10 protein-coding genes and 4 pseudogenes are annotated in these 13,263 nt (G+C 68.8%); 11 read left to right on the top strand and 3 right to left on the bottom strand.

Features of this window, described 5'->3' with window-relative positions; all coding sequences use genetic code 11:
* Nucleotides 1–68: 68 nt before the first annotated feature.
* The 4 genes and pseudogenes from ACFP1K_RS22835 to ACFP1K_RS22820 all read left to right on the top strand — a co-directional run.
* Nucleotides 69–437 (top strand): annotated as a pseudogene (locus ACFP1K_RS22835) (IS30 family transposase); the annotation flags it as partial.
* Nucleotides 438–687: 250 nt separating this feature from the next.
* Nucleotides 688–1,749: an IS110 family transposase gene (locus ACFP1K_RS22830; protein ID WP_380756718.1), complete on the top strand. Its 1,062-nt coding sequence runs from the start codon at nucleotides 688–690 to the stop codon at nucleotides 1,747–1,749.
* Nucleotides 1,745–1,945: pseudogene (locus ACFP1K_RS22825) on the top strand (transposase); the annotation flags it as partial. The gene ACFP1K_RS22830 and the pseudogene ACFP1K_RS22825, both read left to right, overlap by 5 nt.
* Nucleotides 1,946–1,952: 7 nt before the next feature.
* Nucleotides 1,953–2,084: pseudogene (locus ACFP1K_RS22820) on the top strand (IS3 family transposase); the annotation flags it as partial.
* A 19-nt stretch (nucleotides 2,085–2,103) separates the two neighbouring features.
* Here ACFP1K_RS22820 and ACFP1K_RS22815 read toward each other — a convergent pair.
* Nucleotides 2,104–2,763, bottom strand: a complete 660-nt coding sequence (locus ACFP1K_RS22815) for an adenylate kinase family protein (RefSeq protein WP_380756619.1) — start codon at nucleotides 2,761–2,763, stop codon at nucleotides 2,104–2,106.
* A gap of 173 nt (nucleotides 2,764–2,936) precedes the next feature.
* Here ACFP1K_RS22815 and ACFP1K_RS22810 point away from each other — a divergent pair, with 173 nt between their 5' ends.
* On the top strand, nucleotides 2,937–4,046 hold the full coding sequence (locus tag ACFP1K_RS22810; protein ID WP_380756617.1) for a hypothetical protein: 1,110 nt from the start codon (nucleotides 2,937–2,939) through the stop codon (nucleotides 4,044–4,046).
* Between the two features lie 117 nt (nucleotides 4,047–4,163).
* Here the strand turns inward: ACFP1K_RS22810 and ACFP1K_RS22805 are convergent, their stop codons facing one another.
* Entirely contained in the window at nucleotides 4,164–5,339 is a 1,176-nt protein-coding gene (locus ACFP1K_RS22805) for a zinc-dependent alcohol dehydrogenase (protein WP_380756615.1), read from the bottom strand.
* Nucleotides 5,336–5,878, bottom strand: coding sequence for an SRPBCC family protein (locus ACFP1K_RS22800; RefSeq protein WP_380756613.1), 543 nt, complete (start codon nucleotides 5,876–5,878; stop codon nucleotides 5,336–5,338). Before ACFP1K_RS22800 ends, ACFP1K_RS22805 begins: the two co-directional genes overlap by 4 nt.
* Nucleotides 5,879–6,879: 1,001 nt before the next feature.
* Here ACFP1K_RS22800 and ACFP1K_RS41395 point away from each other — a divergent pair.
* The 6 genes and pseudogenes from ACFP1K_RS41395 to ACFP1K_RS22770 all read left to right on the top strand — a co-directional run.
* A pseudogene (locus ACFP1K_RS41395) lies at nucleotides 6,880–6,975 on the top strand (Hsp70 family protein); the annotation flags it as partial.
* 86 nt (nucleotides 6,976–7,061) lie between these two features.
* Nucleotides 7,062–7,262: a hypothetical protein gene (locus ACFP1K_RS22790; protein ID WP_380756609.1), complete on the top strand. Its 201-nt coding sequence runs from the start codon at nucleotides 7,062–7,064 to the stop codon at nucleotides 7,260–7,262.
* Nucleotides 7,262–8,227, top strand: a complete 966-nt coding sequence (locus ACFP1K_RS22785; RefSeq protein ID WP_380756607.1) for a DnaJ C-terminal domain-containing protein — start codon at nucleotides 7,262–7,264, stop codon at nucleotides 8,225–8,227. The genes ACFP1K_RS22790 and ACFP1K_RS22785 overlap by 1 nt, the downstream gene beginning before the upstream one ends.
* Nucleotides 8,228–8,524: 297 nt before the next feature.
* A complete protein-coding gene (gene clpB, locus ACFP1K_RS22780; RefSeq protein WP_380756605.1) occupies nucleotides 8,525–11,143 on the top strand; it encodes an ATP-dependent chaperone ClpB in 2,619 nt (872 codons plus the stop codon).
* A 2-nt stretch (nucleotides 11,144–11,145) separates the two neighbouring features.
* The gene (gene trxA / locus ACFP1K_RS22775) at nucleotides 11,146–11,589 is read left to right on the top strand and encodes a thioredoxin (protein WP_380756603.1); all 444 of its coding nucleotides are present in this window, start codon (nucleotides 11,146–11,148) and stop codon (nucleotides 11,587–11,589) included.
* A complete protein-coding gene (locus ACFP1K_RS22770; RefSeq protein ID WP_380756600.1) occupies nucleotides 11,573–13,243 on the top strand; it encodes an FAD-dependent oxidoreductase in 1,671 nt (556 codons plus the stop codon). The genes trxA and ACFP1K_RS22770 overlap by 17 nt, the downstream gene beginning before the upstream one ends.
* Nucleotides 13,244–13,263 lie beyond the last annotated feature (20 nt).

Genomic DNA, 13,263 nt, shown 5'->3' with positions numbered 1-13,263 from the left:
GGAACCCGTGGAGCGCCGGATGCGCGGAGACGCGCTTGTCCGGTGCGGAGGGCGGGCCGGGGAGACGGTCCGGGAGAGATCCCGGAACCGCGCCCCGGTCCGACCCCTACATCATCGGCACCGGCCGCTCAGCGATCGGCACTCTGGTGGAGCGCACGACCCGGTTCACCCTGCTGTTGCACCTGCCCCCGATGGAGGGCTACGGCGTTCAGGAGCGTGTCAAGAACGGTCCGGCGCTGGCCGGCCGCGGCGCCCAAGCCGTGCGGGACGCGATCACCAAGGAGACCACCGGGTTGCCCGGACAGCTACTCCGCTCGCTGACCTGGGACCGGGGGACAGAACTGGCCCAGCACGCGCAGCTGCGCATCGACACAGGCGTGCGGGTCTATTTCGCCGACCCGCACAGCCCCTGGCAGCGAGGCAGCAACGAGAACACCTATTGGGCAATCTGGGTCGCGCGGGGCTTCTTCGACGGGAGAGGCTCGGTGCTGGGCGGCTGGGTGACTCGGAGAACACGTGCCGGAAGGCTTTCCGTTGATCTGTCCACAGTCGCCCGCAGGGCAAGAGCCCTGGCCGGGAGTGACTTGATAGAAGCCTGCTGAGCCGTCAACTCGCAATAGGTCTGTCCCCTGGCCAGGGCCCTTGCCTCTGTTCGTCATCCGCTCCAGCAGAGGACAGGATTTCTCGATGGTGACAGTGGGGATCGACCCGCACAAGCACGTCCACGTCGCGGTGGCCGTCGGACCTGACGGCCGGCAGATCGGCAAGCCGTTCACGGTGAAGAACGACGCTTGGCTGATCACCGCGCTGCTCGGCTGGGCCCGGACGATCATTGACAGTACGCCTGTCGTCTGGGCCATCGAGGATGGCCGCGGATTCGCCCGCCGCCTGGCCGACGGGCTCCTGCTCGCAGGCCACGAAGTGGTCTGGGTTCCCACCCGGCTGACCGCTGCCCACCGCAGACTTCACGCCGCCACGGGCGCCAAGTCCGATCCCGCCGACGCCGCCGCAGCCGCCCGCGCTGCCATCGCTACCCCTGAACTGGCTCGGCACCGCATCGACGAACACGTCCGCGAACTGCGTGTACTGGTTGACTACCGCACCGACCTCATCAAACGCCGCACCACGCTGATCAACCAGCTCAAAGCCCAGCTCCACCTCTGGCTCAACCACACCCCGGGCGATCTGGCCCGGCCCAAAGGCACCAACGCCCTGGCCTTGCTGCTGACCGCCGCCCACATAGGCGCCCACGTCCGCAGGGTCCTTTTGGACATGACCACTGAGCTTTCCGAGCTCAACCAGCGTGTGCACGACCTCGACACCACGATCAAGGAAATCGTCATTCCGCTGGCCCCGGCCCTCCTGGAGATCACCGGCATCAGCCACACCTCCGCCGCGGTCCTCATCGCCGAGATCGGCGACATCACCCGCTTCCCCACCTCAGCCAAGCTCGCCCGCTACACCGGCTGCGCCCCCATCCCCGTCTACTCCTCAGACCAACAACGCCACCGCCTCCACCGAGGCGGCAACCGCCGCCTCAACAGCGTTCTCTACACCGCGGCCATCGTCCAGAAACGCTTCCACCCCGCCGCCCAGGAACTCCTAGCCCGCCATGAACCCGCCAAAGGCAAACGCGGCGCCCGCCGCATCCTCCAACGCCACCTCATCGACGTCATCCACCGAGCAATGACCACCGACCGAGCATCCTGGCAACACCAAATCACACCACCAGCCCGCAGCTTGACATAGAAGCATCAACGGACTGTTGCGCCAGTACTTCCCCAAAGGCACCGACCTGTCGCGATGGAGTGCCGAAGAGCTGGCAGCCGTGGCGTTCGCGCTCAACACCAGGCCTCGAAAGACCCTCGGGTGGAAGACACCGGCCGAAGCCTTCACCGAGCATCTAAACTTGCTGATAAGCAGCAGTGTTGCGACGACCGGTTGAGCCCAAGCAGTACACCGCGATTCGCTTCACCCGGCGGCTTGCTGACGCCGGCGTCGCCCCCTCGACCGGCTCGGTCGGGGACAGCTTCGACAACGCCCTGGCCGAAAACCTGTGGTCCACCCTCAAGACCGAGTTGATCTTCCCCTGAATACGCCCGATTAGGCTTTATGCCCGCCTTGCTGTGAGGGGAGCCCAAGGAGCGTACGGATCTCCTCCTGGACGGTGTCCGGATCGCGGCTCGCGTCGACGACGAAGAGCGGAGCCTTGCGCCGGAGCCGGTCCAGCAGGGCGGCGATGCTCTCCCGGTGGTCATCGATCCGGGCGGTGAGCGCTTCCGGGGTGTCGTCCTCCCGCGCCTCGAGAGGGCCGCCGCAGGAGTCGCAGACGCCCTCGCGCCGGGGCCGACCCCCGATGAGGTTGTAGTCGAGGCCGCAATCGCCGCACATCCGTCTGGACAGCGCACGGTCGCGAGCCTGCGCGTCGGGCACGTCGAGGCAGATGACGGCGTCGACGTCGTAGCGCTCGAGGAAGAACTCCGCCTGCCGCTGGTTCCGCGGGAATCCGTCGAGGACGAAGCCGTGGTTCCAATCGTGCTGCTCCAGGCGCTCACGCATGATCCCTTCCACGAGGGAGTCATCGACGAGCCGGCCTGCCGCCATGGTCTCCCGTACGCGTGTGCCGATCTTGGTGTGGTGGCCGACATGCCACCGGAGGATGTCCCCGGCGCTGATCCGCACGAGATCGAAGTCCCGGGTCAGCATGGCGGTGTGGGTGCTCTTACCACCGCCGGGCACTCCTACCAGCAAATACTTACGCATCGTAAGACCATCACACACTCTGTGTATCGCCCGCCAGCAGGGCACCCAGCGAGGCGCCGCTGCAACCGGCTCGGCTACGCGCTGTGACAGCATTGTCCGATACATCATGCATTTGTCGCGCGACAGCGGGTAGTCATCCCGGGATTTCGCCTGGCTACCGGCGAGGAGCGCCAATGGCCACCAGTGATCAGCGCCGGCCGGAGATCGTCGTCGGACTCGTGGCGACCCCGCCGGACTACCCGGCCCTGGTGGTTGCGCGGCTCACCGCCGAGCTGGCCGACCGGCTCGCCGAGCAGGTGGACGCGGACGTGCGGTGGATCGTCCGTGAAGGCTGGGGGGAAGTGGCTCCGCGGCGCGACGGCGGCGTCGAGGGGCTACTCGACGATCTTGCTCGCCGGCGCGCCGAGGCCCGGTGGGACGTCGCGATCTGCCTGACCGACCTGCCGCTGCACACCGAGCGGGTGCCTCTGGTCGCGCAGACGTCCGCCCGGCGCCGAGTTGCGATGGTGTCCTTGCCCGCGCTGGGGCTGCGCCAGCTGCGAGCGGTCCGCGCAGCCGTTCCGAATCTCGTGGGCCGGCTACTCACCGACGCTACCGAGGAGCGGGTGCTGCTGGCCGGCTGGACACCGGCCGAGCTGACCAGCCAGGTCACCGCCGTTCACCGGGTGGTCGGCGAAGTCGACGCCGGGGAACTGGGCTACGTCGCCTCGCGGCTGATCGGCCGGCTGCGGCTGGTGATCGGAATGGTCCGGGCCAACCGCCCGGGGCGCGCCCTGCTGGGCTTGTCCAAACTGCTGGTCGGCGCCTTCGGCACGGCCGCGTTCGCGCTCACCACCGACACCATCTGGCAGATGGGCGATGCGCTCGGCGGACTCCGCCTCGCCGTGATCATGATTCTGGGGCTGACCGCGCTGGTCGCCTGGCTGATCGTAGCGCACGACCTATGGAAGAAACCGGACCGGGAGACACCGGCTGAGCTGGCCCGGCTGTTCAACCTGGGCACGATCCTCACCCTGACCCTGGCCACCGCGGTGTCCTATCTGGTGCTGTTCGCCGGAACGATACTCGCCGCAGCGCTGCTGATCGACACATCCTTGCTGGAACGGGTCCTGGAGCGGTCGGTCGATTTCACCGACTACCTGATACTGGCCTGGATCATCAGTTCGCTGGCCACCGTCGGCGGCACGATCGGCTCCGGGCTGGAGGACGAGGAAACGGTGCGGGCCGCCGCTTATGGCTACCATCCCGAACCCGGCGGCTGGCGGGACGAGAAGGACGCGTAGTTCCCGCCCCGGGGCAGGGCTCGTCCGCATTGCCGGGCGGGCACCGCGGACCAGCGCCGCCGGATGGACCCGCATCCTGCCGACACGCTCGCCGCGGCGGTCGGATGGGGGTGGTCGTCAGGGTTTGAGGACGACCTTCTCGCAGTTGTCCTGCTTGTTCTTGAAGAGCTCGAAGCCGCGTTCCGCCTCGTCGAGCGGCAGCCTGTGGGTGATGATCCGGGTGGGATCGAACTCTCCGCGCTCGATGCGCCGCAGCAGCGGCTTCATGTAGCGCTGCACGTGGCATTGCCCGGTACGCAGGGTCAGCGCTCGGTTCATCCACGCGCCGGCGGGGAACTTGTCCAGCAGGCCTCCGTAGACGCCGATCACCGAGACCACGCCGCCGCTGCGGCACGACAGGATCGCTTGGCGCAGCGCGTGCGGGCGGTCGCTCTCCAACCTGACGGCCTGCTTGAGCCGGTCGTACGCGGCGATGTGCGCACTGCCGTGGGTGGCCTCGAGGCCGACCGCGTCAATGCACTTGTCCGGTCCTCGACCACCGGTCAGTTCCAGCAGCCGGGACCGTACGTCGACCTCCTCGAAGTTCACCGGCGTGTGGCCCGCCCGTTCGGCCATCTGCAGCCGGTACGGCTCCTTGTCGATGGCGATGACCTTCGCGGCGCCGAGCACCCGGGCGCTGTCCATGGCGAACTGGCCGACCGGGCCGGCCCCCCACACCGCCACCACGTCACTGGACTGGATGTCGCACATCTCGGCACCCATGTAGCCGGTGGGCAGGATGTCGGAGAGGAACAGCACCTGCTCGTCGGTCAGATCGGACTCGATCTTCAGCGGACCGACATCGGCGAACGGCACCCGCGCGTACTGTGCCTGACCGCCCGCGAAGCCGCCGGTCAGATGCGAATAGCCGTAGAACCCGGCGACCGGATGACCGAACATCTTCTCCGCGATCCCGGCGTTGGGGTTGGAGTTCTCGCAGCAGGAGTAGAGTTCGGCGGCGCAGGCGTCGCACGCGCCGCAGGCGATCGGGAACGGCACGACGACCCGGTCCCCGATGCGCAGCCGATCCGGATCGACGCCCGGGCCGACCTCGATCACCTCACCCATGAACTCGTGACCCATGACGTCGCCGTCCTGCATCGTGGGCACATACCCGTCGACCAGGTGCAGGTCCGAGCCGCAAATCGCGGTGGAGGTGATCCGTACGATGGCATCGCGCTTGTTCAGGATCCTCGGGTCCGGCACGTCGCGGACCTCGACCTTGTTGCGGCCCGCCCAGGTGTTCGCCCTCACTCGTCCGCTCCCTTCGCCAGTTCGGAGTCCGAGAGCGGTTGCGCCGGACGCTGCGGGAACTCCTTGCGGGCCTGCTTGCCCCACGGGGCGCCGTCGGAGCGGACCACCTCGCCGGTCTCCAGCACCTGCTTGAGCCGGCGCAGGTCGTCGTCGAGCTGCTGGTGCGGTTCCTCGCCGAAGTACTTGGCGATCACCTTGCCAACCACGCCGCCTGGAATGTCGTACCTCAGAACAACCTGCACCTCGGTGCTCACACCGTCCGGGGCCGGCATGAACCGGACCGTGCCGGCGTTCGGCACGTCGGCATCGCCGATCGACCGCCACACGATCTTTTCGCTCAGCGCATCGTCGACGATCTCCGCGTCCCACTCGACGTCCTTGCCGAACGGGGCGCCGGCGACCCAATGGCTCGTACGGTCACCGGTGGCGCGGACCTCATCGAGATGCGCCATGAACGTCGGCAGGTTCTCCAGATCGCGCCAGAACGCGTAGACCTCCGGTACGGGTTTGCGAATGGTCGTCGTGGCCGTCAGCTCCATAGATCCTCCTCCGCGTACGCCCCGCATCGCCGGCACGGAGTCCATTTGCTTCGCCCGCATAGCCGCCACGCCGGTCAAAAGGTCCACCACTGTGATCCGAAGACGACGCCGGTGACACCGATAAGCCGCCGCCGAATGCGCTCGCCACGGTGGGCGATGGCCATCCGAGCGAGGTCAGGTTCACCTCGTCGCCCCCGACGCAGGGCACGGCTGATTTAAGCTGTGCCTACCCCTCGGGATTCCACCCAACCCACCGACCGACCACCGCGGGTGAATCGCACGGTTACCTGGGCCGCCGCATAACGACTTTGGGACAAACCGTGGGACGGTCAATTCAGTGGCGGTGGGACGGCTGCCGCGAGGGCTGCGCCGATGCGATCTCGCCGCTGGAGGCGTAGGCGGCGACAGCCGGAGAAACCGTGCTGTCCACGATCACTGTGATGAGTCCAGACGATCCACCCCCGTCCCCACCTGGTGCCCGACCCGGATCGCCGCCACCCGGCGTTGGGGGTCGGCGCGGTGGTACACGGTCTTCCGTTCGCGGCGGGAGGTGAGGACGTCACCGTCGCGGAGGGTGGACAGGGCCAGAGAGTCGGCCGGCGACTTGGGTGACTTAAATTTCCGGAATCCGAATAACCGCGGTTCAGAGATAGGGTCGTTGGATTTTCCGCGATTGCTGCCGGGACCCCAGGAGTGTCCTTGGCTTGAGTAGGCTCGCGTATTCGATCTTGTCGCCTGCCGTACCCGCTGTTTGAGCCAAAAATGGATATTTGGGGGTTTCGGGGGAGCCATCCGTGCCCTTTGACTGGGTCTGTAGAGGTCAGAGAGCGGAGGGCCGATCTTTGGGCTATGGCCGATAACACGTGACCGAGGCTTCTCGGTAGCCGGAACAACCGACACAGGGGTTGATCCATGGGAACCCGAGACATCCACGAGAGCCACCAGACAGTGCTGGCGACCTACGCGCCCACGACGCGGCCCGGCACGCGATGGACACACTCGACGAGGTCGTGGAGCTCGGCGCGGCGGTCCAGGCGGCCGTCATCAGGGGCGAGGTCAAGGACGTCGTGCTGCTCGACGTCACCTCGCTGTCGCTCAGCGGAGCCGAGCGGCGCATCACGATCAGCGAGAGCTCCAACCTGGACACACGTGATCGACGCCGAGTTCACCAGGCCGGAGTGACATGACCGGCAAGGACAGGATCCCGCGTCAGTGGCGTGTTCCAGCGGCCGAGGCCATGGGGGCCGGACCGGCCGGGAGCACGGTGGAGGACCCGGAGGCCGAGGCGGGTACGGTCGTCGCCGTCATGCGGCCCGGCTACGGTGACGGCCCCGACCAGTTGCGCCTCGCGTCGGTCGTCGCGTCCACCAAGGCGGAGGACTGATGGCGGATCGCGACTTCTACGAGATCCTCGGGGTGCCGCGAACGGCCGGCCGCGAGGAGATCCAGCGGGCCTATCGCAAGCTCGCGCGCTCCTACCATCCCGACGTCAACAAGGACCCCGAGGCCGAGGACCGCTTCAAGGAGGTGTCGGAGGCCTACGACGTGCTGTCCGATCCCGAGACTCGGCGGCGCTACGACGCGTTCGGCCGGGACTTCCGGCAGGTGCCCGAGGGAGTGGACCCGGCGGCGTACGCCCGGGCCGGGGCCGGGGCGGGCACCGGAGGCCGGGCCGGATGGGCACGCGGTCCGGCCGGGCCGGAGGTCCGGTTCGAGACCGGAGAGGGCATCGACTTCGAGGAGCTGTTCGGCGGCAGGTTCGCAGGGCGCCGGGGCCGTGCGGGCCGCGGCTGGGGTCCGATGCCCGGCGCCGACCAGGAGGCCGAGTTGCCGCTGACGGTCGAGGAGGCCTACCGCGGCGGCCGCCGGACGATCACCCTTCCCCACCGCGGAGGTTCCCGGACGCTGGAGGTCACGATCCCCCCGGGCGTCCGGAACGGGCAGCGGATCCGGCTCGCAGGTGAGGGCGCCGGCGGCGCGACGAGGGGCGACCTCTACTTGATCGCGAGAATCACTGATCATCCCCGCTACCACGTCGAGGGACGGGACATCCATGTCCGGCTTCCCCTCACCCCGTCGGAAGCCGCGCTGGGCGCGACCGTGGCGGTCGAGACCCCGGGCGGGGAGGCGAAGGTCAAGGTTCCGCCCGGTTCCTCCTCCGGACGCCGCCTGCGCCTGCGGGGGCAGGGCATGCCCAACCCCCGCGGCGATCCCGGGGACCTGTTCGCCGAGGTCCAGATCATGGTCCCTAGCACGCTGAGTGCCGAGGAGCGTCGCCTCTATGAGCAGCTGGCCGACGTCTCCGGCTTCGACCCGCGCTCCGGATCGGGAGGGAGGACCCGGCCATGAGCCATCCCCGCGTACGGTTCCCGCTCCTGCACCTGGAGTCCTTCGCCCGGGTGACCGGTGTGCATCCGGAGTTGGTGCGCCGCCTGGCCGCGCTCGACCTGATCGATGCTTTCCGCGACGCGGCGGGGAACCTGTGTTTCCCGCTCTCCAAGCTCGCCGCCGCCGGGCGCCTCCAGCGGCTGCACACGCAACTGGCCGTCAACTACGCCTCGCTGGGCCTGTGGCGGACCTGCTCGACCGCATCGCGGAGCTCGAAGCGGCTCCGCGGACCCGCACGAGAACTCCGGGAGGTACGCCGTGGACGTGAACCGCCTTACCCAGAAGTCACAGGAGGCCCTGCACAGCGCGCAGACCAAGGCGACCCGCTTCGGGCACACCGAAGTCGACGGCGAGCATCTCCTGTCCGCGTTGCTGGAACAGCCCGAGGGGCTGGCCCCTCGCCTGCTCTCGGCCACCGGCGCCGACGTGGACAAGCTGGCGCTGGAGCTGGAGGCCGAGCTGGAACGCCGGCCCCGCGTGACCGGTCCTGGCGCCGCACCGGGCCAGGTGTACCTGACCCAGCGGCTGTCCCGTCTGCTGGAGGCGGCCGATCGGGAGGCCAAGAGGCTGAAGGACGAGTACGTCTCGGTCGAGCACCTGCTACTGGCGCTGCTTGAGGAGGGGCCGGACACCGCCGCCGGCCGGCTGCTCAAAGCGCACGGGCTGAACCGCGAGCGCTTCCTGGAGGTCCTCACGCAGGTGCGTGGCAACCAGCGAGTGACCTCTGGCAACCCGGAGGTCGCCTACGAGGCCCTGGAGAAGTACGGCCGCGACCTGGTGGTCGCCGCCAGGGCGGACAAACTCGACCCGGTGATCGGCCGCGACGGCGAGATCCGCAGGGTCGTGCAGATCCTGTCGCGCAAGACCAAGAACAATCCCGTTCTCATCGGCGATCCGGGAGTCGGCAAGACCGCGATCGTCGAGGGCCTCGCCCAGCGCATCGCCCGGGGGGACGTCCCGGAGGGCCTCAGGGACAAGACGATCTTCAGTCTGGACGTGGGTGCCCTCGTCGCGGGGGCGAAATACCGCGGCGAGTTCGAGGAACGCCTCCAGGCCGTGCTGACCGAGGTCACGTCGGCGGAAGGGCGGATTCTGCTGTTCGTCGACGAGGTCCACAACGTCGTCGGGGCGGGCGCGGCCGAGGGTTCCATGGACGCCGGGAACATGCTGAAGCCGATGCTGGCCCGCGGCGAACTCCACATGATCGGCGCCACGACGGTCACCGAGTACCGCAAGCACATCGAGAAGGACGCCGCGCTGGAGCGCCGCTTCCAGCCCGTCTTCGTGGACGAGCCGTCGGTGGAGGACTCCGTCTCCATCTTGCGCGGCCTGCGCGAGCGCCTCGAGGTGTTCCACGGAGTGCGGATCACCGACGGCGCCATCGTCGCGGCGGTCGTCCTGAGCCATCGCTACATCAGCGACCGCTTCCTGCCCGACAAGGCGATCGACCTGGTCGACGAGGCGTGCGCGATGCTCCGTACGGAGATCGACTCCATGCCGGCCGAGCTGGACGAGCTCACGCGCCGGGTGACGCGCCTGGAGATCGAGGAGGCGGCCCTCGCCAACGAGGACGACCCGGCGAGCCGGTCCCGCCTGGAGGCACTGCGCGCCGAACTCGCCGATCTGCGCCCCCAGGCCGACGCCATGCGCGCCCAGTGGGAGGCCGAGCGGCACGCTCTGCACAAGGTGCAGCAACTGCGCCAGGAGATCGAGGTGGTCAGGCGCGAGGCCGAGCAGGCCGAACGCATGTACGACCTGAATCGCGCCGCCGAGCTGATGCACGGCAGGCTGCCCGAGCTGGAACGCAAGCTGGAGGCCGCAGACAGGCAGCTGGAATCCAAGCACGGCGCGGGACGCCTGCTCCGCGAGGTCGTGACGGAAGAGGAGATCGCCGGCATCGTGTCCCGCTGGACCGGCATCCCGGTCAGCAGGCTCCAGGAGGGCGAGCGGGACAAGCTGCTGCACCTGGACCAGATTCTGCACGAGCGCGTCATCGGTCAGGACGAGGCCGTGCAGGCCGTCACCGACGCCATCATCCGGGCCCGCTCCGGCATCAAGGACCCGCGCCGGCCCATCGGCTCGTTCATCTTCCTCGGCCCGACCGGCGTCGGGAAGACCGAACTGGCCAAGACCCTCGCCGAGGCGTTGTTCGACACCCAGGACAACATGGTCCGCGTCGACATGAGCGAGTACCAGGAGCGCCACACGGTCAGCCGGCTTGTCGGCGCCCCGCCCGGGTACATCGGTTACGAGGAGGGCGGCCAGCTCACCGAGGCCGTACGGCGCAAGCCGTACTCGGTCGTGCTGTTCGACGAGATCGAGAAGGCGCACTCGGACGTCTTCAACACCCTGCTGCAGGTGCTCGACGACGGACGCCTCACCGACGCGCAGGGCCGTACGGTCGACTTCCGCAACACCGTGATCATCATGACGTCCAACATCGGCTCGCATTATCTGAGCGAGAAGCCGGGGCCCTCGGGCGAGATCGACCCCGAGGTGCGCGAGATGGTGATGGCCGAACTGCGCGCACGGTTCCGGCCCGAGTTCCTCAACCGGATCGACGACGTCGTGCTGTTCAAGCCGCTCACCGAGCCGGAGATCGAACAGATCGTGTCACTGATGTTCACCGAGATCAGAATCCGGCTCGCCGAACGCAGGATGACGCTGGAGGTCACACCCGAGGCCGTGCGCTTCATCGCCGAGCAGGGCTTCGACCCCGTCTACGGCGCACGGCCGCTGCGCCGCTTCATCGCCCGTGAGGTCGAGACCCGCCTCGCCCGCGCCCTGGTCGCCGGCGACGCCGTCGACGGCGCGGTCATCCGTGTCGGACTGACCGGCGGCACCCTCTCGGTGACGTATGAGAATCCGGAGGTCTGACAATGCGGTCACAGGCCAAGGACGCGAGCGTCGTCCGATGCTCGAAATGCGGACGGAAGAACCGCCTGCCCAGTGCCGCCTCGGGGATCCCGCGGTGCCGCGAATGCCACCAGCCGCTTCCCTGGGTCACCGAGGCGGGGGACGACGACTTCAGCGAGGTCGTCGAGGCGGCCCAGGTCCCGGTGGTCGTCGACTTCTGGGCACCCTGGTGCGGGCCGTGCCGCATGGTCAGCCCGGCGCTGGAACAGGTCGCGGCCGATCTGGCCGGTCGCCTGAAGCTGGTGAAGGTGAACGTGGACGACGCGCCCCGGCTCTCGGAACGCTTCACCGTAAAGGCCATCCCGACGCTTGTCCTGATCGATCGGGGCCGAGTCGTCACCCGGCGATCGGGAGCGGCACCGGCTCCCGCGCTACGCGAGTGGGTGGACCATGCGCTGGCCGCCTGAGCTCCGCGAGACGCCGGACCCGCTGGGGGCCTACCCGCGGCTGAGCGACGCGCAGCTCCAGGCGCTGGCCCCGCACGGCGAGCGGCGCCGGGTCCGCCAGGACGAGGTCCTGTACACCGAGGGCCTTGCGTGCACCGAAATCTTCGTGGTCCTGGCCGGCAAGGTGGCGACGGTCGAGGGATTCGGGACGGACGACCAGGTGATCGGTGTCCACGGGGCAGGCCGGTTCCTCGGAGAACTCAACGTGCTCACCGGCCAGGTGGGCTTCGTCACCGGCGTGGTGGCCGAGGACGGCGAGGTCCTCGCTGTGCCGGCGGACGCGCTCCGCCGCCTGGTCGCCGGGGATCCGGCGCTCGGTGACCTCATCCTGCGGGCCTACCTCATCCGCCGCACGATGCTCATCGGACTGGGGGCGGGCTTCCGCATCATCGGCTCCCGCTTCTCGGCCGACTCCCGGCGGCTGCGGGAGTTCGCGGCACGCAACCGGCTGCCGCACCGGTGGAGCGACCTGGAGCAGGACCAGGAGGCAGAGCGGTTCCTGCGGAGCATGGGAGTCACCCCCGAGGAGACCCCGGTCGTGATCTGGCGGGGCGAGACGGTGCTCCGCAATCCGAGCAACGCGGAGCTGGCCCAGGCGATCGGGCTCCCCACACCACGGGTTGAGGAGACCCGATGCGACCTGCTCGTCATCGGGGCCGGGCCGGCGGGGCTGGCGGCGGCGGTCTACGGGGCGTCGGAGGGCCTCGCGACGATGGTCCTGGACAATGTCGCGGCGGGCGGCCAGGCGGGCACCTCCTCGCGGATCGAGAACTACCTTGGCTTCCCGTCCGGGATCTCCGGCGGCGAACTCGCGGACCGGGCGGCGATCCAGGCCGGCAAGTTCGGCGCGCGTTTCTACGTGCCCGCACAGGCGTGCGGACTGCACCTGAATGCGGGCGATCACATCGTCACCGTGCGGGAGGGCGGCGCGATCCACGCGCGCACCCTGATCATCGCGACCGGCGTCCGCTACCGGAGGCTCGACATCCCGAACCTGGAACGGTTCGAGCCCACGAGCGTCTACTACGCGGCGACCATGTTCGAAGCCCAGATGTGCCAGCGGGACCCGATCGTCGTCGTGGGGGGAGGCAACTCGGCCGGCCAGGCCGCCCTGTTCCTGGCCCGGCACGCCGCCTGCGTCCGGCTGCTCGTGCGGGATGACGCGCTGTCCAGGAACATGTCCCGCTACCTGGCCGTCGAGATCGAGCGGCACCCCCGGATCCAGATCATGCTGAACACCGAGGTCCGGGAGCTGATGGGGGAAGAGTCGCTCGCCGCGGTCATCGCCGAGAACAACGTCACCGGCGAGCGTTCCACGATCGAGGCCCGCGCGATGTTCATCTTCATCGGCGCGGAGCCGTACACCGCCTGGCTCCCCGACGAGATCGCGCTCGACCGGCGGGGCTACATCCTGACGGGCGCGGACGCCTCCGGGTCCGGCAAGGAAGGCGCGCCCGACTCCGCCGGCCGGCCGTTCCCGCTGGAGACCAGCAGGGCGGGCGTGTTCGCGGCCGGGGACGTACGGAGCGGGTCGGTCAAGAGGGTGGCCTCGGCGGTCGGTGAAGGCGCCATGGCCGTACGGCTGATCCATGACTACCTCCAGGCTGGCGAGTGACTCAAGGCCGGAAGGAAGGA

The sequence above is a fragment of the Sphaerisporangium aureirubrum genome (assembly GCF_042658925.1).
Lineage (GTDB): Bacteria > Actinomycetota > Actinomycetes > Streptosporangiales > Streptosporangiaceae > Sphaerisporangium > Sphaerisporangium aureirubrum.
Note: the sequence above shows the minus strand (reverse complement) of the source record. Positions and strands in the feature narration are given on the sequence as shown.